Below are 20927 nucleotides of genomic sequence, written 5' to 3'. Positions count from 1 at the left end.
GAGGCGCGATGGGAAGCGAGCGGTTCACCGGCAGGGTCGCCCTGGTCACCGGGGGCGCGTCCGGGATCGGCGCGGCCACGGTGCGCAGGCTCGCCGAGGAGGGCGCCGCGGTGCTGCTCGCCGATATCGCCGACGGATCCGAGCTCGCCGGGCAGTTGCGCGCCGAGGGGCACCGGGTCGACTATCGGCGCGCGGATGTGGCCGATGAGACCGACTGGTCCGCGCTCGCCGAACAGCTGCGTACCGAGTACGGACGCCTGGATGTGCTGCACTGCAACGCGTTCACCGTCATCCGGCGGCCCGTCCAGGAGTTGAGCCCGCAGGACTGGGAGCGCCAGATCGCGGTCAACCTGGGCGGTGCGTACCACGGGGTGCGTGCCTGCCACGGGCTGCTGTGGGAGAACTCCGGGGCGATCGTGTTCACCTCCTCGGTGCACGCGCACACCGGGCTGCCCGCGCATCCCGCCTATGCGGCGAGCAAGGGGGCGCTGTGTTCGCTGGCCCGTCAGCTCGCCGTGGAGTACGCGCCGCGGATCCGGGTGAACACCGTGCTCCCCGGTCCGGTGCTGACCGGCGCCTGGGACCGGGTGGACGAGTCCGGCCGGGCGAGCACCGTCGCGGCCACCCCGGCCGGCCGGTTCGGGCGGGCCGAGGAGGTCGCGGCGGCGGTCGCTTTCCTCGCCGCGCCCGAGGCCTCGTTCATCACCGGAACCGAACTCGTCGTGGACGGCGGGTGGAGCGTGGCCAAGGAGTCCGCGTGACCGCGCGCGGACTGCACGGCCAGATCGTCGAGGCGATCGGCACCGGAATCGTGCGCGGGGACCATCCACCGGGCTCGACGCTGTTCGCCGAGGACCTCGAGCGCGAGCTCGGGGTGAGCAAGACCGTGGTGCGCGAGGCGCTGAAAGTGCTCGGTGCCAAGGGAATGGTGGAATCCCGGCAGAAGCGGGGGACCGTGGTCCGCCCGCGCGCGCAGTGGCACCTGCTCGATGCCGATCTGCTGCGCTGGCACGGTGGCGCCCGCCCGGACCGGGATTTCCTGGGCAATCTCGCCGAGGTGCGCGCCATCGTGGAACCCGCGGGTGCCCGGCTCGCGGCCGTGCGGCGCACCGAGGAAGACCTGGTCGCGCTCGAATCCGCGATGGCCGCCATGGTCGCCGCGCACACGGATGCGGACGCGATGATCGCCGCGGACCTGGAATTCCACCGCGCCCTGCTCGATGCCGCGCACAACGAACTGCTCTCCAGGATGGATGTGGTGATCGTGGCCGGGCTCGGGGTCCGGGACCGGATCGTGCACGCGCGGGAGCACTGGGCCGATCCCGAGCCCGCGCACCGCGCGATCCTGGACGCGGTGCGCGCCAACGCTCCCGAGGCCGCGGTGCGCGCGGTCGAGGCGCTGCTCGCTCAGGCGGAGGCGGATCTGCGGGAGCTCTGAGCCGGCTGTGTCAGGATCATCGGGTCGTGCCGTGCTCAACTCAGGAGGCAGCCGGTGACCTTCGCGGTCAGCATCATCGATCTGTTCAGCTTCGCGGTACCGGGCGCCGTGCACCTGTCCATCCTGATCTACGTGCTGCTGCGGCTCGGCGTGCTGGATCCGGCAGCACTGACTGCGATGCCGACGCCGGTGCTCGTGGTCGCCGCCGTGGTGGCCAGTTATCTGCTCGGGCACCTCTGCCATCCGCTCGGCAGTCAGCTGGAACGGTTGCCGCCGCGCTGGAGCCGGAGCCCGGACGCGGCGCAGGAGGGATTTCTGCGCAGGGTGCCGCAGGCGCGGGACCGGGCGTACGTGCGCGCCGATCCCGCGCTGCTGCTTGCCGCGGCCGAGATCCACGATAAGGAGGCCGCCACGGAGATCGCCCGGATGCGCGCGCAGTCGCTCATGCTGCGCAACATCGCGCTGGCCGCCGCCCTGGTCACGGTCGTCGCACTGGCCGAGCTCATCCCCGATGGGCACCGCCTGGTCGCGGCGGCGGTCGCCGTGCTGGCCGCCATCGGCGCGGTGAGCGCGCTGCGCGAAGGACGCAAGCTCTGGCACGTATCCCGGTTGAAGACCCTGGAGATCTGTTTCTGGATTCCCGACATCGACCGCCGGTTCGCGGAGCCGGTCAGGGAGTGAGCCGGTGCTGCAGATCGGCGAAGTGCGCGGCCATCGCCTGGCTCGCCGCCTCGGGATCCCCGGTGCGCAGCGCGGCGAGAATGGCGCGGTGGTTGTCCGCGACGCAGTCGGTCGCGCTCGATTCCGGCACCCGCATCCCGGCGCGCGCGTCCAGATAGGCGGTCCAGAACAGGTCCACCAGCTGCCCGATCAGCGGATTGTCCAGCCCGGCGTAGAGCGTGTGGTGGAATTGCCGGTCCGCCTCGGCGTGCAGTTCCACCTGTTCCATCCGGGTGCACAGCTCGTCGAGCCGGTCCAGGGTCGCCGCCTCGAGTTCACCGGCCAGCCTGCGGATGGTGCCGATCTCGATCAGCGCGCGCACCTCGACCAGATTCCGCAGTCCCTCGATGTCCCCGGACAGCGCGCGGAAGGTCAGCGAGGGGGAGAGGGTGTGCAGCGAGGCCTCGCCGACGAAGGTGCCGTGCCCGTGCCGGATCTCCACGATCCCGAGCGCGCGCAGTGACCGGATCGCCTCGCGGACCGTGTTGCGGGACACCGCGAGCTGGTCGATCAGCTCGAGCTCGGTCGGCATCGGATCGCCGGTGCGCAGGCCGCGCTCCTGGATGAGGCCGAGGATGCGGCGCGGCAGCGGGTCGAGTGCGGTCAAGAACTGCTCCTTTACAAGGTGCGCGGCTCGCCCTATCGTACCCAGGACACAGGACGTCCAACGTCCAACATCTCCGGAGTGAATCGCAGCGAGGCGTGGAGGTGCCGTGCGCGAACGAGGGTGGTACCGCCAGCTCGACCGCGGGCAGTGGAAGGCGTTCTTCGCCGCCTGGCTCGGTTATCTGCTCGACGGCTTCGACTTCGTGCTGATCACCCTGGTGCTGACCGAGGTCAGTCACAGTTTCGGGCTGACCACGGTGGAGGCTGCGAGCCTGGTCTCGGCCGCGTTCATCTCCCGCTGGATCGGCGGCATGGCGCTCGGCGCGCTCGGGGACCGGTTCGGCAGGCGGACCGCGATGGTGGTGAGCATCGTGCTGTTCTCGCTCGGTACCCTGGCCTGCGGGCTCGCGCCGAGCTACGGGGTACTGTTCGCCGCGCGGCTGGTGATCGGGCTCGGCATGGCCGGGGAGTACGGGGCCAGTTCGACCTATGTGATCGAGTCCTGGCCGCAGCGGTTGCGCAACAAGGCGAGCGGTTTCCTGATCTCCGGCTATTCCTTCGGGACGATCATCGCCGCGCAGGTCTACGCGCTCGTGGTGCCCGCGTTCGGCTGGCGTGCCCTGTTCTTCATCGGGCTCGCCCCGATCGCGCTCGCGATCTGGTTGCGCCGCAGCCTTCCCGAGTCACCGGACTGGTCGCGCGGGAACAGCACGCCGACCATGATCGGGGTGCTGTTCACCGGCAAGCGCGCGCCGCTCAACCTGCTCGGCGCGGTGCTCGCGCTGGTCTGCCTGGTGCTCATCTTCACCCAGGCGGTGTCCAGTGTTCCGCTCATCGCGGTGCTCGGCGTACTGGCCGCGGTGGTGTTCCTCGCTTATCTGGTGCAGTTCTCCGGACCGCGCTGGCCCGCGACGATCGCGGTGATGGTGATCGTGTTCGCCGCCTTCCTCTACTCCTGGCCGATCCAGTCCCTGCTGCCCACCTACGTCAAGACCGATCTGGGCTACAGCCCGGCGGAAACGGCGAACGTGGTCTTCTTCGCCGGGTTCGGGGCCGCGGTCGGCTGCTGGGTCGCCGGGTTCATCGGGGACCGGTTCGGCACCCGCCGGGCCTATGCGGGCAGCCTGCTGCTCTCCCAGCTGGTGATCTTCCCGGTGTTCGCGGTCGGCGGGCACAGCCTGCTGCTGCTCGGCGCGCTGCTGTTCGTGCAGCAGGTGTTCGGCCAGGGCATTTCCGGGCTGCTGCCGAAATGGATCGGCGGTTACTTCGAGACCGGTCAGCGCGCGGCCGGTCTCGGGTTCACCTACAACGTGGGCGCGCTCGGCGGTGCGGTCGCCCCGGCGCTCGGCGCGAGTCTCGGCGGTCAGCTCTCCCTCGGTACCGCGCTCGCGGTGCTGTCCTTCGGACTGACCCTGATCGTGCTTGTGCTCATCGGGATCGACGCGCCGAACCGTTTGCAGCGCCTGCTCCGCCCGGCGGCGGCCTGGTCGGCGGACGCACTCGATGGCCAGAACTACCGGAAGACCCAACGAGAAGGAGCTCCACTGTGACCCGTCTGCACGGTGTCATCCCGCCCGTGTGCACCCCGCTCACTCCGGAATGGCTGGTGGACAAGGAATCCCTTGCCGGGCTCGTCACGCATCTGCTCGAGGCCGGGGTGCACGGGCTGTTCGTGCTCGGCTCCACCAGCGAGGTGGCCTACCTGCCCGACGAGCATCGGCGCGAGGTGCTCGATCTGGTCGTCGCCCAGGTGGCCGGGCGGGTTCCGGTGCTGGCGGGGGCGATCGACATGAGCCCGCTGCGGGTACTCGAGCACGCCCGTGCCGCGCGCGAGGCGGGCGCCGACGCGATCGTGGCCACCGCGCCGTTCTACGCGCGCACCGACGAGCACGAGATCGAGTGGCATTTCCGCACGATCGCCGGGCGGGCCGGATTGCCCGTCTATGCCTATGATCTGCCCGTTTCGGTGCACAGCAAGCTGTCCGCGGGCCTGGTCACCCGGCTCGCCGCGGACGGGGTGCTCGCCGGGCTCAAGGATTCCAGTGGCGAGGACGGGGCGCTGCGCAGGCTGCTGCTCGAACTGCGGGCGAGGGAACTCACCGAGTTCGCGGTGTTCACCGGTTCCGAGCTGACCGCCGACTACGCGCTGGGCATCGGCGCGGCCGGACTGGTTCCCGGGCTCGGCAACGTGGATCCGCACGGCTATGTGCGGCTCTACGAACACGCCGTGGCCGGGCGGTACCCGGAGGCGGCGCGCGAACAGGAACGCCTCGTGCGGCTGTCCGATATCGTCCATGCGGGCGGTACCGAGCGGATGGGGCGCGGTTCCTCGGCGCTCGGTGCCTTCAAGGCCGCGCTCGAACTGCGTGGGATCATCGCCCATCCGACTACGGCGCCCCCACAGGTTCCACTCGATGCGACCGAACGAGCCTTCGTGGGTGAGCAGCTGCAGCGGGCGGGCCTGCTCGATCGGTGACCGAGCCGTTCGGAGTCCGCGTCAAGGGCGGCCACGATGAAGGAACGGGTGCTCGTTCGCCGGGCTGCGGCGCATTCTGCGGTGCATGACGATTCGAGCGGGAGTGCCGAACAGCACAGGAACGGAAGTGGTACAGCTCGGTGCGCGGATCGGTGCGCGCATCGACGGGGTGCGGCTCGGCGGTGATCTGGACGCGGAGACGGTCACCGAGATCCGGGCGGCCCTGCTGCGGCACAAGGTGATCTTCTTCCGCGAGCAACAGCATCTCGACGAGCACGGGCAGCTGGCCTTCGCCCGGTTGCTCGGTACGCCGACGCTCGCGCATCCGACCGTGCGCAATGCCGAGAACGCCAATATTCTCCCCATCGACGCGGACTACTCGAAAGCGAACAGCTGGCACACCGATGTGACCTTCGTGGACCGGGTGCCCGCGATCAGTGTCCTGCGCGCCGTCCAGCTCCCGTCTTACGGCGGCAGCACCACCTGGGCCAATACCGTTGCCGCGTACGAAAATCTGCCCGGACCGTTGCGGGCGCTGGTGGACGAACTGTGGGCGGTGCACAGCAATGTCTACGACTACGCGGCCGCCATCGGGCACGGCGGCGGCGTGGATGTGAAGGAACGCGCGCACCGCGAGGAGTTCGTTGCGCAGGTGTACGAGACCGAACATCCCGCCGTCCGGGTGCACCCGGAGACCGGCGAGCGCGCCCTGCTGCTCGGGCATTTCCTGCGCCGGTTCACCGGACTCGCGAGCACCGAGTCCGCCGAGCTGTTCGGCCTGTTGCAGCGCAGGGTGACCCAGCTGGAGAACACCACGCGGTGGCAGTGGCAGAGCGGGGATGTCGCGATCTGGGACAACCGCGCCACCCAGCACTACGCGATCGCCGACTACGACGATCAGCCGCGGCGGCTGCACCGGATCACGCTCGCCGGGGACGTTCCGGTGAGCGTGGCCGGGCGGCGCAGTTCGGTGCTGCAGGGCGATGCCTCGCACTACGCGAGCATCCCCGATCAGCCCCGGCCACGGTGAAGTCCGTTGGCCGCCAGCAGGACCAGTGCACCGCCGAGTACGAACCACGGATTCCACAGGAACAGACTCCACCGGGTCTGCTCGGCACCCACCTCGGTGGCGAGCCCGGTCGCATCGGTCGCCAGCAGCAGTTCCACCAGAACACCACGTGCCAGCAACACGGCGCCACCGAGCCAGCCCAGTACCGCCACGGCGCGCTGGAGCGTGCCCGACAACCGCCACCGGACCATCCCGGCACAGAACCCGGCACCGATCAGCAACACCACGGCCACACCCCACAACCCGCCGAGAACGAACCAGGACGGGCGCCTGCTCGCGAGTTCGGCACCCGCTGAGGAAGCGAGGCCGAGTGTGCCGCCCAGCGCCCAGTACAGGTGCAGCACCGCGAACAGCAGGCACCAGAGGGCGGCCAGGTATCCCCAGCGCGGCCGGGCAGCGTGCGCCGTATCGTCAGTCACAGTCGGGTCAACGCCGGGGGCCGTGGCCGGGTTCCTGCGCAGCTCGTGGCGGATGTCCGCGCGATGACCCTGCACTCCTTCACCGCGACGACGCGCGGGCAGCCGGTGGAGATCGAAACCTTCGCCGCCCTGGCCGATCGGTGCCCGCGCGACGGGAAAACCCGTTCCACGCAACACATACGCCCCGGATGCAGGGGGATCGGCGTTCGGGAAACGCCTAGGGTGTGGGCATCGGCCCCCGCAGGGTGCTCGCCGCGGTGGCGAACATGGTGGACTTGATCGTGCCGAGGGTGCCCCGGTCTTTACCGGCGAGCGGGCGGGCCAGTTCGATCGCCCGCTCGAGCACCTGTTCCTGCTCGGCGACCTCGTCCACGAGCCCGAGTTCGCGCGCCTGCGGGCCGCCGAAGCGCCGTGCCGTGGTCATGGCGGCCATCGCCGCGGCCGGGGTCAGCTTGGCCTGGATGAGCGCGGCCATCCCCGGTGTGAACGGGATATCGATATCCGCCTCGGGGAAGCAGAAGTAGCCGCGGTCGGCGCGCATCACGCGATAGTCGTTGGCCAGCGCGAACATGGCGCCCGCGCCGAAGGCGTGGCCGTTGATCGCGGCCACGGTCGGCACCGGGAAGGTGAGCAGCCTGGCCAGCAGCTCGTGCACCCGGGCGACGTAGTCCGCGTACTGGTCGGCGTTGGCGAGCAGCCATTCGAGGTCGAGCCCGTTGGTGTAGAACTTTCCCGAACCGTTCGTGACGAGCGCGCCCGCCTCGGCGGACGCGGTGTCCAGATGCTCGCCGAGCGCGGTGAGCCAGTCCGGGGAGAACCGGTTCTCCGTCTCGCCGAGATCGAGTACGAACACCTCGTCGTGCTTGCGCAGTTCGGGCATGGTCAGCTCCCTCGGTCCGGGGGTGGGATGGCGAGCACCGCGCGCACGGCCGCGGTGAGTCGTCGTTCGGTATCGGTGCCGACGGCGCCGCCCGGCCAGGCGAGCTCCCTGCGGAACAGGGCCGTCGGCAGATCGACCACGCAGGTGGTGATCACCTCGACCGCCGCACCGTCTCCGCGATTCCACAGCGCCTTGGCCAACCGGACGAGCAGTGCGAGCACCCGGTTGTCGAGCGCGTGCAGGGCTTCCGCGAGCTCATCGGGTACCCGTGGGCCGAGCAGGTTTTCCTTGCGGACGGTCAGCAGCATGCGGGCCGCGTCCGGGCGATCCCCGGCGAACACCGCGGGCGCCCGTGCCGCCGCGCGGACCGCTTCTTCCGGATCGCCCGCCTCCGTGGCGAGCGTTTCCTGCCGGTCGAGGAAATCCGTGGCCGCGCGCAGCCACACCCTGGCCAGCAGCGCGGGCAGCGAACCGAAGGCGTGGTAGATCGCCCCGTTGGACACCCCGGATTCCGTGGCGAGCCCGCGCACCGTCAGTTCGGCCGCGCCGCGCGTCGCGATCAGGTGCTCGGCGGCATCGAGTACCTGATCGAGATCGTGCGTGCGTGGTCTCGGCATGCCCCATTCGTAACAGAGCAGTTGCTCTAAAACAAGACCCTGCTCTAGAACAAGACTCTGCTCGACGACAAGAATTCAGAGCCCGAGATCGTCGTAGATCGCCGGGATGAACGGCTTCACCCGCTCGCTGCGCACCAGCGATTCGGAAATGGTGTTGCCGATGACCGCGATGCTCAGGTCGTGCCGCGGATCGTGCATGACAAGGGAACTACGGCATCCGGCGTGCCCGAAACTGTCCGGGGAGGCGCAGCGGCCGAACCGCGACCAGCCCACCACGAAACCGAGTCCCCATTCGGCGGTGTCCCCGGAACGCTGGCAGGGCACGAAGGGCGCGGTCGCGGTGACGAACTCGGGCGCGCTGCGCGGACGATCCTCGGCGTGCGGGGACATCTCGCGCACCACGGCGGCCAGATCCCGCGCGGGACCGGAGCAGCCGACACCGGGGAACACCGCGCCGAGGCTTTCGGCCGGGATCAGCTCGCCGAGCGCGGGCCGCACCGAGCCGGAATCCCCGATCCAGGTCGGCGCGGGTTCGGCGGTGAAGCTGGAATCGAGCACGTGGGAGCGGGCGAACACTTCCCGGTTCACGAGTTCGGTGAACGCGCGGCCGGTGGCCCGTTCGGCGAGCGTGGCGAGCACCGCGAAGTTCGCGAAGGAGCTGTACCGGCGCTGCCGTCCGACGGGGAAGCCGGGATGGTGCGGTTCGGTTCCGGCCCGTTCCGCGACCCGTCCGTAGGGCGCGAGGAACGGTTCCTCGGCCCGCTCGCCGAGGCCGGCGCTGTGGTTGAGCAGCCGTGCGGCGGTGACCGGCTCGGTGTAGCCGGGGATCGGGGCGTGCAGATCGATCAGGCCCGCGTCGGCCAGCCGCGCGAACAGGCTCGCCGTGACCACCTTGGAGGAGCAGGTCCAGCGCAGCGGATCATCGGTGGTCATCGCGATCCCCGGGGCGCTCTCCCCGGCGGCGAGCTCGAGCACGGTCTGCCCGCGCAGCGCCACGAAGCACTGCATGCCGAGCCATTCCTCGCCGTCGATGCGCCGGGAGACCTGCTTTTCGGTGCGCGCGAAGTTCGTACCGAGCAGGGTCACTTCGACCACGCCCCTTCCAGATAGCTGCGCTTGCACTGCTGGCGTTGCAGTTTCCCGCTCGTGGTCTTGGGCAGTCGGCCGGTGCCGAGCAGCACCACATCGGCCGGGCGCACCGCGATCGCCTCGCGTACCCGGCGGGCGATCCGGCCGCGCAGTTCCTCGCTCGGTTTGTTCGTCTCCGCGACGACCACCACGGCCTCCGCCCCGGAATCGGTGACCCCGAACGCGGCCACGTTCCCGGAACGCACTTCGTCCAGACCGGCGACCTCGTGCTCGATGTCCTGGGGCACCAGGTTTTCCCCACGCACGATGATCACATCGGAGATCCGCCCGCAGACGAAGACCTCGCCATCGCGCAGGAAACCCAGATCGCCGGTGCGGTAGTGGCCGTCCGCCCAGAAGTGGTCCGCGCCCTGACTGCCGAGGTATCCGGGGAACAGGCTCGGCCCGTGCACGCAGATCTCGCCGACCGATCCGGGCGGCAGCGATTCACCGCGCTCATCGCGGATGTCGACGGAATAACCGGGAAGCGGCTTGCCGCAGCCGGTGACGGTGCTGCCTTCCGGGTCCTCGCGCGGAATGCCGCCGGAGACGAGGCTGTTCGGATCGGCGGTCACCGTGCGCATGGGTTCACCGGGAACCACGGTGCTGAACACCAGACCGAGCTCGGCCATGCCGTATCCGGGCCGCAGCGCGGTTTCCGGCATTCCGTAGCGGGCGGCGAACTCCCCGAAGGCCGCGAACTCCGCGGCGTTGATCGGCTCGCTGCCGTTGAGGCAGTGCCGGAGCGCGGACAGATCGATGTCCTCTTCCGGGGTGCGGATCCGGCCGTAACGGGCCAGCAGCGCGTAGGCGAAATGCGGCGCGAAGGTCAGCGTGGCACGGTTTCGCGCGAGGTCGGTGAGCCAGCTCATCGGGCTGCGCACAAACGAGTCCGGAGTGGACAGTCGAAGCGGAAGACCGTGCAGCGCGGGAAGCACGAAGGTGCCGATCAGTCCCATATCGTGGTTGAGCGGAAGCCAGCTCACCACCGAATCCTCGCCGGTGAGGCCGAGATGCCGTGCGGTGGCCTCCACGTTCGCGATCGCGGACTCCGCGCTGACCGGGACGATCTTCGGGGTCCCGGTCGATCCGCTGGTCAGCTGCAGGATCACCGGCGGATCCGCGAACTGTGCCGTATCACCGGGATTGCGCAGGGCGTGCATACCGAGCGGGCCGGATTCGGTTGCCCGCCAACCGGTGTCGAGCTCGCCGATGGTGGTCACCAGTGCCCTGGCCCGCAGCTGTTCGAGGCGCAGGCGCAGCCATTCCGGGTAGCCGAGCCCGGCCCGTTTGGTGCTCGAGGAGCCGGCGAGCACGCTCACCGTGGCGCCCAGTTTCCAGGTGGCCAGGATGCTCGCCGCGGTACCGGAATCGGCCTCGGCGACGATCGCGACCACATCGCCGCGGCGCACCCCCGATGCGCTCAGCCAGTCGGCGATCCCGTGCGCGGCATGGAACAGCTCGCTCCAGGAACCGGTGTCCCCGGAGAACGTGACCGGTGCCGCGCTGTCCTTCGCGCGTTCCTCGATCCGGTCGTGGAAATCCTCTGGTGTCATGGGTGAGCTCCTAATGACGTTCATTGCGTAGCAGTACGGAGGCGGCGAGCAGCGCGGCGATCCCGGCCGCGGCCATCACCAGGCAGTCGGCGGCGAGGGTGAGACCGATCTCACCGGGCAGCCAGTGCGGTGGCGCGATACCGACGAAGCAGTAGCGCAGCACATCGACCGCGTAGCGCAGCGGATCGGCGAATCCGGCCACCCGCAGGGCGAGCGGTGCGGAATCGAGCGCGTACATCCCGCCGGAAAGGAAGATCAGCGGAAGCAGGACCAGCTGGTTCACCGCGTTCACGCTGTCCTGGCGGTCCAGCGCGGCCGCGATGAGCGAACCGATCCCGGAGATCGCGAACGCGCACACCGCACCGGCGAGTGCGGTCAGGGCGAGCCCGCCCACGCTGACGCTGACGCCCAGGGGTATCGCGAGCAGCGCGACTACCAGCACTTGGGCGGTGCCGATCAGGCTCACCCCGAGGGTTCTGCCGAACAGCAGTGCGAAGGCCGAGGCGGGCGAGACGAGCATCGAGCGCAGGAAGCCCGACTGCCGATCGCCCACAATGGACAGTGCGGAGTTCATACAGGTCGTGGTCAGCGCGGTGACCGCGGCCCCCGCGGTGACATAGAGCCGGTAGGGCGTGCCCTCGGGCGTGGTGCGCACCGCGGCGTTGAGCCCGGCGCCAAGCGCGAACAGGATGATCATCGGCTGCACCATTCCGGCCAGCAGCCGCACCCTGGCCCGCATCAGCCTGCCGAGTTCGCGGCGTGCGGTGACCAGGGTCACCCGTGCCGGATAGGCCAGCCCGTCAATGGGCGAACGCGGAGACGAAAGCCGCGCGGTCGGGTGCACCACAGTCCTCCAATCGCCCTGCACGCAGCCGGAAAACCCGGTCGCAGCCGTCGATCTCCTCGAAATGGTGGGTGGTGAACAGCACCGCGATCCCGCGTTCGGCGCGCAGCCGGTCGATCGTCGCCCAGAGGGATTCCCTGGCCAGCGGATCGAGCCCGGCGGTCGGCTCGTCGAGCACGATCACCGAGGCCTGATGCACGAGGCAGCGGGCCAGTTCGAGCCTGCGCCGCTGGCCACCGGAAAGGTGCCGGTTCTCCCGCCCGCCGAGTTCGGTCAGCTCCACTTCCTCGAGCGCGCCCGCGCACCGCCGCGCGAGCGGGCGCCCGGAAAGGCCGTACAGAACTCCGTGCATCCGCAGGGTTTCCCGCGCGGTCATGAACGGATCGAGGCCCGGCTCCTGGAAGACCGCGCCGAGCCGCAGCCGGCCGGTCCGCTCGCGCGGTGCCGCGTCCCCGATGCGCACCGAACCGTGGTCGGGGCGCCACACGCCGGTGACGAGTTTGAGCAGGGTGCTCTTGCCCGCCCCGTTCGGACCGAGGACCGCGACCCGTTCACCGGGCGGCACGCTCAGTGAGACGTCCTGGAGCACCGTGCGGTCGCCGAGGGTTTTGGCCACGCGGTCAATGTCGAGCACGGTCGCACTCCCGGGCCACGGTGCGCGTGAGTGTATCGACCGTAGCGAGGGGATCCCAGTCCGCGCTGGGAATCAGTGCCCGTTCGGGCAATGGAACACCGAGGCGTTCCTCCAGCATGACCAGCAATTCGGCGAGATCGGCGCTGTCCAGGCCGAGCTGCTCGCGCAGATCGTCCTCCGGTGCGATGGCCAGTTCCGGCTCACGCAGGATCTCTCTCGCCACGGCGACTATCTCGGCGTGGACTCGGGCCAGGGTCTCGGTTGACGTAGTGAACACAACGTGAACCTACCCAATCGGGTGGTTACGAGCGCGTCGGCCTGTGGGCTGATCCTCGGGTAGGCCCCAGGGACGAGGCATCCCCGAAGGACCGCTCAGGGCTTGCGCAACTCGGTGAACCAGCGCTGACCGGCGCGCGCCGACCAGATCCGGTGCAGCCCGGCGCGGTCGGCGAGCGGGCCGACCGCGTCCGCGCCGAGAAAAGCCCAGTGGAACCAGTCCCTGCTGGCGATCCGGGCGCGTTCGCGGCGCAGGCCGTGCCCTGGCGGGCCGAGTTCGAGCAGCACGCTGCCACCGCGTTCGAGCAACCGGGCCGCCCGGTGCAGCAGGCGTTCCGGGTCCCCGCCGATGCCGATATTGCCGTCCGCGAGCAGCACATGCCGCCAGTTCCCGGTGCGCGGCAGCGCGGTGAACACATCCCGGTGCAGCACCGGAGCGCCGCGGGCCCGCGCCAGCCCGATCGCGATCGGTGAACTGTCCACGCCGAGCGCGGGAATCCCGCGTTCGGTCAGCGCAGCGACGAACCGGCCGGGGCCGCAGCCGAGATCGATGGTGGGACCGGCGCAGCGGCCGAGCAGCACGGCATCCTCGGTATCCGGGGCGCGCCGCCAGCGGTGCACCGGAAGCTCGATCCGTTCCCCGCTCGCCAGTTCGAGCCAGGGAACGCTCCCGGTCAGACTCAGATCGAAAGCGGTCACCGGCAGCCCCGCACTTCGGCGGCGAACCGGCTTCGCGGGATCAGCGCGGCGACCGCGCGAGCCTCGGCCATGGTGTCCACATCGGAGAGTGCGGGCAGCGCTCCCGGTGCCACACCGGATTCCCGTAGCGCGGCCCGCGTATGCGTGCAGGTGTCCGAAGTCGACATGGGTACCCCGGTGATCGCCTTGGCGTGTAAGGGATCTCGCAGTCCGAGTGCCCACCAGCCGCCGTCGTCCGCCGGGCCGAGTACCGCCGGTTCCCGGTGCAGCCGCGCGCCCGAATCGGCGAGCAGCGCGGGGGAGACCTGCGGGGTGTCCATGCCGATCTGCAGCACCGGCGCCCCGGGAACGAGCTCGGCGGCATCGGCGTGCGCGTGCGCGATCCGTTCCGCGAGCCCGGTTCCGCGCTGCCCGAACACGGTGACCGTACGCAACGCCCCGGCCAATTCCCCGGCGCGCACGGCCTCCTCCGGCGCACCGGAGAGCGCGAGCAGCCCGCGCGCCCCGCTGGCGCGTACCGCATCCAGGGTGTCCAGCAGCGCGGCGGCCGCGATCGCGGCCGCCTGCTCGGGAGTCGCTTGTGGACAGAGCCGGGTCTTGACGCATCCTGGAACCGGTGCCTTCGCGAGCACCAGCACACAGGCCGGTATCATGCGATCGCCTCGCTTCGCGAGACAGTGCTCGATTTCTTTCGGCGCATGGTGTCCACGATTCGCTTGCAAGCTTCACTCATGCGATCGCCCGCGCCATGTCCCGGATCGCGCGCAGTGTGCCGCGTACCGTTCCGGTGACCTTCGAGGTGGTGCCCGCGGCACGCGGCCGGTACACGACATCCCGTTCGGCGATGGTCCAGTTCGCCTTTGCCGCGCGCAGCAACAGTTCCAGTGGATAGCCGAAGCCGCGATCGGTCACTCCGAGCTCGAGCAGCGCAGACCGCTGGGCGGCACGCATCGGCGCGATGTCGTGCACCGGGGCGCCCCTGGCTCGCAGCAGCGTGGCGAGTACCGTGTTCGCCAGCCGCGCATGCCAGGGCCATGCCCCGCGACCGCGCGGACGCCGCCGCCCCACCGCGAGCGTGGCACCGGAATCCAGCAGCGCGACGAGTTCCGGCAGCTCGCGCGGATCCAGCGAACCGTCCGCGTCGAGCACACAGACGATCTCCGCGCTCGCCGCGAGCAGTCCGGCGTGCACCGCGGCCCCGTAACCGCGCCGCCGCTCGTACACCACCCGAGCCCCGTACCGCGCGGCCACCAGTGGGGAACCGTCCGTGGATCCGTTGTCCGCCACGATCGCCCGGTAGCCGGCGGGGAGCGCGCCGAGTACCCCGGCCAGCGCCTTCTCCTCGTCCAGGCAGGGGAGCACCACGTCAACGGTTCGCATACGGGGAACGCTAGGTCGGTTTCCGAGCCACCGGAAGGCACCTGGTGCTTACCGAATTCTGACGTCTCGGCAATTCTTACCGAGTGATGACGGACCAGGACCAGGACTGGATTCCGTTGTCGTGCGCCCGTTAACGTGCGGCGGTGCGTGGGATACGGGCCGATCTGGTCGCCGTGGCGGTCCAGCTCGCCCTTGTCGCCGCGGCGGCCGCGCTCGGTGCCTATCTGAACCGCCCGGAATCGGGTGTGGTGCTCTTCGAGCCGGCCCCGCCGATCTTCGCGATCTGGCAACCGCACGCGGGCTGGGGCACCGCGCCCGCAGTCTTGCTCGCGGTCCTCGTGGTCTGCTATGGGCCCACTGCCACACGGCTGCGGTTGCGGTACCTGTTGCCGCTCGGTTATCTGTGCGCGCTCGGCTGGACCTTCTCGCTCGCCATGATCGACGGCTGGCGCACCGGCCTCGCGGGCCGGCTCGTGCAATGGCCGGAATACCTGCACGACGTCCCCGGCATCACCGATATCCCGCGGATGCTGGCCACGTTCAGCGCGCGCATCCCGGTCGGGGTTCCCGGTTCCTGGACGACCCACGTGTCCGGTCACCCGCCCGGGGCGACGCTATTTTTCGTGTGGCTGGAGCGGATCGGGCTCCCCGGGGGTGGTCCGGCAGCGGTGGCCTGTGTGCTGTTCGGCTGCCTGGCCGTGGTCGCCGTTCCCGCGACGCTCGCCCTGCTCGGGCGCCCCGATGCCGCGCGTTCGATGCTGCCCTTCCTGGTGCTGTTTCCCGGCGCGGTGTGGATCGGGGCCAGTGCGGACGCGGTGTTCACCGGGGTGTCGGCGAGCGCGATCGCGCTGCTCGCGCTCGCCACGCGTTGCCGGGTTCCGGTGCGCGTTCCGGTGGCGCTGGCCGCCGGGCTGCTGCTGGGCTGCACGCTGTACCTGTCCTATGGGCTGGTGCTGATCGGCCTGCTCGCGGTGGCCGTGCTGATCTACACCCGCTCCTGGTCGGTGGCGGTGCTCGCGATCCTCGGGGTGCTCGCGGTCGTCGCGGCGTTCACCCTGGCCGGGTTCTGGTGGTTCGACGGATACGCGCAGCTGCACCACCGCTACTACCACGACGACGTGGGGGCGATGCGGCCCTATTGGTACTGGGTGTGGGCGAACCTCGCCTCGCTCGTGCTCGCCGTCGGCCCCGCCGTGCTGCCCGCGCTGCGTCGTGCGTTCGCGCACCGCAGGAGCGCGGTGGTGCTGCTCGCCGGTGCCGCGCTGCTCGCGGTGCTGCTCGCCGACCTTTCGGGCATGTCGAAGGCCGAGGTGGAGCGGATCTGGTTACCGTTCGACGTGTGGTTGCTCGCGGCGACGGCACTGTTGCCCGCGCGCGGCAGGCGGTGGTGGCTGCTCGCCCAGGCGGGCACGGCGCTGCTGGTGAACCATCTGCTGTTGACGAACTGGTGACGAGGAGAACGCATGCGGACCGTGCTCGTGGTCGATGATGATGCGACGGTGCGCGATGTGGTGCGCCGTTATCTCGCGGCGGCCGGGTTCTCCGTCCAGGTCGCCGGGGACGGGGAGACCGCGCTCGGCATGCTCGAACAGGGCGCGCCCGATCTGGTCGTGCTCGATGTGATGCTGCCCGGAACGAGCGGGCTCGAGGTCTGCAAACGGATCCGGGCCCGCGGGCAACTGCCCGTCGTACTGCTGACCGCGCTCGGCGAGGAGGAGGACCGGATCGCCGGACTGAGCCTCGGCGCGGACGATTACGTGACCAAGCCGTTCAGCCCGCGCGAGCTCGCGCTGCGGGTGACCTCGGTGCTGCGCAGGGCACAGACGCCGGTCCGCGAGGTCGATCAGGTTTTGCGCGACGGCTCGCTGCGGCTCGAACTGGGTTCCCGGCGCGCAGTGCTCGGCGACACCCAGCTCGCGCTCACCGTCCGGGAATTCGACCTGCTCGCGTTTTTCCTGGCACACAAGGGAACCGTGTACTCCCGAGCGGATCTGCTGGAGCAGGTTTGGGGCTGGGATTTCGGCGACCAGTCCACGGTCACCGTGCACGTGCGCAGGCTGCGGGAGAAGATCGAAGCGGATCCGGCCCGCCCGGAGCGGATCGCCACGGTCTGGGGTGTCGGCTACCGCTACGATCCCGATGAGGTGGCCTCGTGATCGAGCCGAAGGAACCGATGGCCGATATTTTCGGGCATCTGCTGGACATCCTGCCGTGGGCACTCGCCTTCGCGCTGCCCGTGATCGCGCTCGGCGGCCTGCTGCTTTTCTTGCTGCGCAACCGATCCATGGGCACCGCGCTCACCGTGCTGGTGCTCATCCCGGTGCTCGCGACGCTGGTGGGCGTGCTCGGGATCAGCGGGTTCATGTTCACTCCGATGATCACCACGATGCTGCTCGTATGCCTGATGGTCGCCCTGGTCACCGTGCCGATCGCGATCGTGCTCGCCCGGGTCATCGGCAGGCGCAGTGTGTGGGAGCGGGAACTGCGGGACAAGGAACGGGCCGCGGAATCGGCCCGGCGCGAACTCGTCGCCTGGATCAGCCACGACCTGCGCAGCCCGCTGGCCGGGATCCGCGCGATGGCCGAGGCGCTCGCCGACGGGATGGTCGCCGAACCGGCCGAGGTCACCGACTACGCCGAGCGGATCAGCACCGAGGCACAGCGGCTCTCCGGCATGGTCGACGATCTGTTCGAGCTCTCCAGGATCACCGCGGGCGCGTTGCGGCTGAGCATGGCCGAGGTCCCGCTGCACGATGTGGTCAGCGACGCTCTTTCCACGCAAACCCCGATCGCGCAGGGCAAGCAGGTCCGGGTGCGGGCCGAGGCGCGGGCCACGCCGGTGGTGCTCGGCAGCGATCCGGAACTGGCCAGGATCGTGCGCAACCTGGTGTCCAACGCGATCCGGCACACCCCGCCGGACGGCACCGTGGCCGTGCAACTCGGCGTGGAACGCGCCGACGCGGTGCTCACCGTGGACGACGGCTGCGGCGGTATTCCCGACGAGGAGATCGGGCGGGTGTTCGACGTCGCCTTCCGGGGCAGCACCGCACGCACCCCGGGCGCGGGCAGTGGGGGAGGGCTCGGGCTCGCGATCGCGAAGGGCCTTGTCGAGGCGCACCACGGCCACATCGGGGTGCGCAATCATGGTCCCGGATGCCGCTTCGAAGTGCGCTTGCCTCTTTCTCGCTAGCCCCAGCCCTCGGCGAGCAGGGTGAACGCGGCCTCGGCGGCTCCTTGCTGGTCCGCGCTGTCCCGGATCAGTTCGCCGGTGGAGAGCGCGAAGTGGGCGAGCGCGGCGCAGCGGAGATCGTCCTCGGGTGCCCCGCTCTCCGCGGCGATCGCCCGGGCCAGCGCGGTCTTGTGCCGCATCCACATCCGGTTGGAGTACTCCCGCAGTACCGGGGTGTCCTCGACCAGCCGCGTGAACTGCTCCATTTCCCGGGCGAGCTCGGGTTCGGTGGACCAGCGCACGAAGGTGTGCAGTGCTTCGGGGATCGACATGCCCTCCGGGCGGTTGCGCACCGCGGCGACCAGGGAGACCTCCACATCCTGTTCCTGGTCGAACACCAGCGCTTCCTTGCTCGGGAAGTGCTTGAACAGGGTGGTCACCGAGACGTCCGCGGTATCGGCGATCTCCTTCACGCTCACCGCCTCGAAGCCGCGTTCGAGGAAAAGTTCGAGCGCGGCATCGGCCAGTGCCTGACGGGTGCGGGCCTTCTTGCGCTCGCGACGTCCCTGTGGCTCGCGCCCCTGCGGTTCCTCGGTCACGAGAGCGGATCTTTCGTGAGCATCGTAGCGAGCGCCGGCGAGTGAGGAGCGCAGCGAAGGTCCGATCGGGTCAGCACAGCCATGTGGCCACCGTACCCCATGAGTTGTGTGACTTAAAAAGTGTAGTGATTGCACTTTTGAAGTGAGTGTGCTTTTCTGGGAGGTATGAACCCACGAATAGCTATCGCAGGCGCCGGTCCCGGCGGGCTCACCTGCGCACGAGTCCTGCAGCGGCACGGCTTCTCCGTCACGGTCTTCGAACGCGAGGACTCCCTCGAGGCCCGGGACCAGGGCGGCACGCTCGACCTGCACGCCGACGACGGCCAGCTCGCGCTGCGCTCGGCCGGACTGCTCGAGAAGTTCCTGGCCATCTCCCGGCCGGAGGGGCAGGAATGGCGGCGCTACGACACGGCGGCGAACCTGCTGACCCACCTGGTTCCCGAGGAGGGGGACACCTTCGCGCCCGAGATCGACCGCGGTGAACTGCGCCGGATGCTGCTCGACTCGCTCGAGGAGGGCACGGTGGAATGGGGACAGCGCCTGCTGGGCGTCGCCCCGATCGCGGACGGCGGGGCCCGGATGCGCTTCGAGAGCGGCAGCCGGGACTTCGACGTGGTGGTCGGGGCGGACGGGGCCTGGTCCAAGGTACGTCCCGTCCTCTCGGACGCCGTTCCCGAATACCTCGGCGTGACCTTCGTCGAACTCGTGCTGCCGGATGCGGACACCCGGCACCCGGAGATCGCCGAACTGGTCGGCAACGGCTCCGCGCTGGCCAAGGTCGCGGGCAAGGGACTGTCCCTGCAACGCAACGGGGACGGGAGCATCCGCTGCTATGCCGCGCAATCGGTGCCGCTGGACTGGTTCGCGGACGTGGACTTCGCCGATCCGGAGGCGGTGCGCGCCCGGCTGCTCGCGGACTACGCGGGCTGGGATCCGCGCTTGCTCGCACTGATCACCGAGGCCGAGGGCGAGCTCAAACACCGCCCGCTGTACGGACTTCCGGTGCCGCACCACTGGGATGGGGTTCCCGGGATCACCCTGCTCGGCGATGCCGCGCACCTGATGGCCCCGCTCGGGGTCGGGGCGAACCTGGCCATGCTCGACGGGGCCGAACTCGCCGAGGCGATCGCCGAACACGGGGCACAGGACGGGGTGCGCGCCTACGAGAAGGTCATGCTGGCGCGCTCGGCCGAGACCGCGCGGGAGATCGCCGAAGGCCTGCACACCCTGCTGGACTCGCCGGAATCCTGAGCTCAGCCGCGCAACGGGGCGTGCGCGAAATCCGCGATTCCCTCGGCGAATCCGGTCCGCGCGCGGAACCCGAGCAGCCACCGCGCGCGCTCCGGATCGGCGACCACATGGCGCACATCGGCCGTCCGGGCGCCGCCGACGATCTCGGGGGCCGGTCCACCACAGGCACGGGCCAGTTCCGTTGCCATCTCCGCGATCGTGTGCGGATCCCCGGAGCAGATGTTCAGCGGCACCGATTCCCCGCGCCCCGCCTCGGTTTCCACGGCGAGCCGGTTCGCCAGCGCGATATCGGTGACGTGCACGAAATCCCGCCGCTGCCCGCCGTCCTCGAACACCCGTGGCGGTTTGCCTTCGCGCAGCGCGGACCGGAAGAGCGCGGCGACCCCGGAATACGGGGTGTCCCGCGACATCCGTGCCCCGTACACGTTGTGGTAACGCAGGGCGAACACGCTCCCACCGGTCTGCACGGCCCAGGCCGTCGCCAGGTTCTCCTGAGCCAGTTTCGTTGCCGCATAAGTACTTCGCGGGCGGACCGGGGCGTCCTCGGGGACCAGCCGGGATTCCAGCTCGGCCCCGCACTCCGGGCAGCGCGGATCGTAGCGGCCCGCCGCCAGATCGGCCTCGATGCGCGGGGCCGGAGTGACGATCCCGTCCCGGGCGCAGTGATAGCGGCCCTCGCCGTAGACCACCATGGAGGAGGCGAGCACCAGCTTCCGCACCCCGGCCTCGTACATGGCCGCGAGCAGTACCGCGGTGCCGTAATCGTTGTGCAGCGCGTAATCCGGCGCATCGGCGGCCGAGACACCGTGCCCGACCACGGCGGCCTGATGGCTGACCGCGTCCACGCCGGAAAGCAGCTCGCGCAGCAGCGCGGCATCGGTGACCGAACCGCGCACCAGCTCGTGCCGCACGCAGTACCCGGGCACCCGGCCGCCGTGTGCCTGCTCGGCGAAGGAGTCGAGCAGCAGTGGTTCGTGGCCGGATTCGGCGAGCAGATCCGCGATGTGTGAACCGATGAATCCCGCCCCGCCCGTGACAAGCACTCGCATCCCCGGAAGCTAACCGGATACGCCCGCCCGCACAGCGCATCCGGACCGGATGTCAGGGAATCGAAAGAATTACGATGAATCGTTTCCGAGGGTGCGAACCGCGCCAACAGGAGTACC

General features: G+C 69.9%; 24 protein-coding genes. 10 read left to right on the top strand and 14 right to left on the bottom strand.

Translation table 11 applies throughout. The features are described 5' to 3' along the window. Nucleotides 1-8: 8 nt before the first annotated feature. Genes A37U_RS0130265 through A37U_RS0130255 form a run of 3 tightly spaced genes read left to right on the top strand, consistent with a single transcriptional unit; the run spans nucleotide 9 to nucleotide 2119 of the window. Nucleotides 9-761 (top strand): SDR family NAD(P)-dependent oxidoreductase, encoded by a 753-nt coding sequence (locus A37U_RS0130265; protein WP_020500423.1) that lies wholly within the window; start codon nucleotides 9-11, stop codon nucleotides 759-761. Next, nucleotides 758-1438 (top strand): FadR/GntR family transcriptional regulator, encoded by a 681-nt coding sequence (locus A37U_RS0130260; protein ID WP_020500422.1) that lies wholly within the window; start codon nucleotides 758-760, stop codon nucleotides 1436-1438. Before A37U_RS0130265 ends, A37U_RS0130260 begins: the two co-directional genes overlap by 4 nt. Before the next feature lie 54 nt (nucleotides 1439-1492). Continuing rightward, nucleotides 1493-2119 (top strand): hypothetical protein, encoded by a 627-nt coding sequence (locus A37U_RS0130255; RefSeq protein WP_020500421.1) that lies wholly within the window; start codon nucleotides 1493-1495, stop codon nucleotides 2117-2119. Here the strand turns inward: A37U_RS0130255 and A37U_RS0130250 are convergent. Beyond that, a complete protein-coding gene (locus A37U_RS0130250) occupies nucleotides 2109-2765 on the bottom strand; it encodes a FadR/GntR family transcriptional regulator (protein ID WP_020500420.1) in 657 nt (218 codons plus the stop codon). The genes A37U_RS0130255 and A37U_RS0130250 overlap by 11 nt on opposite strands. A gap of 106 nt (nucleotides 2766-2871) precedes the next feature. On the opposite strand from A37U_RS0130250, the gene A37U_RS0130245 reads away from it, so the two are divergent. The 3 genes from A37U_RS0130245 to A37U_RS0130235 all read left to right on the top strand — a co-directional run bounded on the left by A37U_RS0130245 (nucleotide 2872) and on the right by A37U_RS0130235 (nucleotide 6270). Beyond that, on the top strand, nucleotides 2872-4314 hold the full coding sequence (locus tag A37U_RS0130245; RefSeq protein WP_020500419.1) for an MFS transporter: 1443 nt from the start codon (nucleotides 2872-2874) through the stop codon (nucleotides 4312-4314). After that, nucleotides 4311-5240 carry a dihydrodipicolinate synthase family protein gene (locus A37U_RS0130240; protein WP_020500418.1) on the top strand — a complete coding sequence of 310 codons (930 nt, stop codon included), beginning with the start codon at nucleotides 4311-4313 and terminating at the stop codon, nucleotides 5238-5240. Before A37U_RS0130245 ends, A37U_RS0130240 begins: the two co-directional genes overlap by 4 nt. A gap of 85 nt (nucleotides 5241-5325) precedes the next feature. Beyond that, nucleotides 5326-6270, top strand: coding sequence for a TauD/TfdA dioxygenase family protein (locus A37U_RS0130235; RefSeq protein WP_040589107.1), 945 nt, complete (start codon nucleotides 5326-5328; stop codon nucleotides 6268-6270). Here A37U_RS0130235 and A37U_RS0130230 read toward each other — a convergent pair. The 11 genes from A37U_RS0130230 to A37U_RS0130180 all read right to left on the bottom strand — a co-directional run bounded on the left by A37U_RS0130230 (nucleotide 6252) and on the right by A37U_RS0130180 (nucleotide 14742). Next, complete coding sequence (locus A37U_RS0130230; protein ID WP_086010850.1) at nucleotides 6252-6728, bottom strand: DUF3995 domain-containing protein; 477 nt, start codon at nucleotides 6726-6728, stop codon at nucleotides 6252-6254. The genes A37U_RS0130235 and A37U_RS0130230 overlap by 19 nt on opposite strands. A gap of 217 nt (nucleotides 6729-6945) precedes the next feature. Beyond that, nucleotides 6946-7608 (bottom strand): enoyl-CoA hydratase/isomerase family protein, encoded by a 663-nt coding sequence (locus A37U_RS0130225; protein WP_020500415.1) that lies wholly within the window; start codon nucleotides 7606-7608, stop codon nucleotides 6946-6948. 2 nt (nucleotides 7609-7610) lie between these two features. Then, nucleotides 7611-8225, bottom strand: a complete 615-nt coding sequence (locus A37U_RS0130220; RefSeq protein ID WP_020500414.1) for a TetR/AcrR family transcriptional regulator — start codon at nucleotides 8223-8225, stop codon at nucleotides 7611-7613. 75 nt (nucleotides 8226-8300) lie between these two features. Beyond that, complete coding sequence (locus A37U_RS0130215) at nucleotides 8301-9320, bottom strand: serine hydrolase domain-containing protein (RefSeq protein WP_020500413.1); 1020 nt, start codon at nucleotides 9318-9320, stop codon at nucleotides 8301-8303. Continuing rightward, nucleotides 9308-10909, bottom strand: a complete 1602-nt coding sequence (locus A37U_RS0130210; RefSeq protein WP_020500412.1) for an AMP-binding protein — start codon at nucleotides 10907-10909, stop codon at nucleotides 9308-9310. Before A37U_RS0130210 ends, A37U_RS0130215 begins: the two co-directional genes overlap by 13 nt. A 10-nt stretch (nucleotides 10910-10919) precedes the next feature. After that, nucleotides 10920-11753: an ABC transporter permease gene (locus A37U_RS0130205; protein ID WP_157183119.1), complete on the bottom strand. Its 834-nt coding sequence runs from the start codon at nucleotides 11751-11753 to the stop codon at nucleotides 10920-10922. Continuing rightward, nucleotides 11710-12387 carry an ABC transporter ATP-binding protein gene (locus A37U_RS46125; protein ID WP_020500410.1) on the bottom strand — a complete coding sequence of 226 codons (678 nt, stop codon included), beginning with the start codon at nucleotides 12385-12387 and terminating at the stop codon, nucleotides 11710-11712. The genes A37U_RS0130205 and A37U_RS46125 overlap by 44 nt, the downstream gene beginning before the upstream one ends. Further along, nucleotides 12374-12664 (bottom strand): acyl carrier protein, encoded by a 291-nt coding sequence (locus A37U_RS46120; RefSeq protein WP_083934019.1) that lies wholly within the window; start codon nucleotides 12662-12664, stop codon nucleotides 12374-12376. The genes A37U_RS46125 and A37U_RS46120 overlap by 14 nt, the downstream gene beginning before the upstream one ends. A 95-nt stretch (nucleotides 12665-12759) precedes the next feature. Next, on the bottom strand, nucleotides 12760-13362 hold the full coding sequence (locus A37U_RS53165) for a methyltransferase domain-containing protein (protein ID WP_020500408.1): 603 nt from the start codon (nucleotides 13360-13362) through the stop codon (nucleotides 12760-12762). Then, entirely contained in the window at nucleotides 13359-14015 is a 657-nt protein-coding gene (locus A37U_RS53160; RefSeq protein ID WP_020500407.1) for a TIGR04282 family arsenosugar biosynthesis glycosyltransferase, read from the bottom strand. Before A37U_RS53160 ends, A37U_RS53165 begins: the two co-directional genes overlap by 4 nt. Before the next feature lie 76 nt (nucleotides 14016-14091). Beyond that, a complete protein-coding gene (locus A37U_RS0130180; RefSeq protein WP_020500406.1) occupies nucleotides 14092-14742 on the bottom strand; it encodes a glycosyltransferase family 2 protein in 651 nt (216 codons plus the stop codon). Between the two features lie 143 nt (nucleotides 14743-14885). Between A37U_RS0130180 and A37U_RS0130175 the strand changes: the two genes are divergently transcribed. Genes A37U_RS0130175 through A37U_RS0130165 form a run of 3 tightly spaced genes read left to right on the top strand, consistent with a single transcriptional unit; the run spans nucleotide 14886 to nucleotide 17932 of the window. Further along, on the top strand, nucleotides 14886-16193 hold the full coding sequence (locus A37U_RS0130175) for a hypothetical protein (RefSeq protein ID WP_020500405.1): 1308 nt from the start codon (nucleotides 14886-14888) through the stop codon (nucleotides 16191-16193). A 12-nt stretch (nucleotides 16194-16205) separates the two neighbouring features. Beyond that, on the top strand, nucleotides 16206-16898 hold the full coding sequence (locus A37U_RS0130170; RefSeq protein ID WP_020500404.1) for a response regulator transcription factor: 693 nt from the start codon (nucleotides 16206-16208) through the stop codon (nucleotides 16896-16898). After that, nucleotides 16895-17932: a sensor histidine kinase gene (locus tag A37U_RS0130165; protein ID WP_020500403.1), complete on the top strand. Its 1038-nt coding sequence runs from the start codon at nucleotides 16895-16897 to the stop codon at nucleotides 17930-17932. Before A37U_RS0130170 ends, A37U_RS0130165 begins: the two co-directional genes overlap by 4 nt. Here the strand turns inward: A37U_RS0130165 and A37U_RS0130160 are convergent. Continuing rightward, a complete protein-coding gene (locus tag A37U_RS0130160) occupies nucleotides 17929-18510 on the bottom strand; it encodes a TetR/AcrR family transcriptional regulator (RefSeq protein WP_020500402.1) in 582 nt (193 codons plus the stop codon). The two genes, A37U_RS0130165 and A37U_RS0130160, sit on opposite strands and share 4 nt — an antisense overlap. Before the next feature lie 165 nt (nucleotides 18511-18675). Here A37U_RS0130160 and A37U_RS0130155 point away from each other — a divergent pair, with 165 nt between their 5' ends. Then, nucleotides 18676-19761: an FAD-dependent oxidoreductase gene (locus A37U_RS0130155; RefSeq protein ID WP_020500401.1), complete on the top strand. Its 1086-nt coding sequence runs from the start codon at nucleotides 18676-18678 to the stop codon at nucleotides 19759-19761. Between the two features lie 2 nt (nucleotides 19762-19763). Here the strand turns inward: A37U_RS0130155 and A37U_RS0130150 are convergent, their stop codons facing one another. Then, on the bottom strand, nucleotides 19764-20810 hold the full coding sequence (locus tag A37U_RS0130150; protein WP_020500400.1) for an NAD-dependent epimerase/dehydratase family protein: 1047 nt from the start codon (nucleotides 20808-20810) through the stop codon (nucleotides 19764-19766). Nucleotides 20811-20927: the final 117 nt, after the last annotated feature.

The sequence above is a fragment of the Sciscionella marina DSM 45152 genome, assembly GCF_000379465.1.
Lineage (GTDB): Bacteria > Actinomycetota > Actinomycetes > Mycobacteriales > Pseudonocardiaceae > Sciscionella > Sciscionella marina.
Note: the sequence above shows the minus strand (reverse complement) of the source record. Positions and strands in the feature narration are given on the sequence as shown.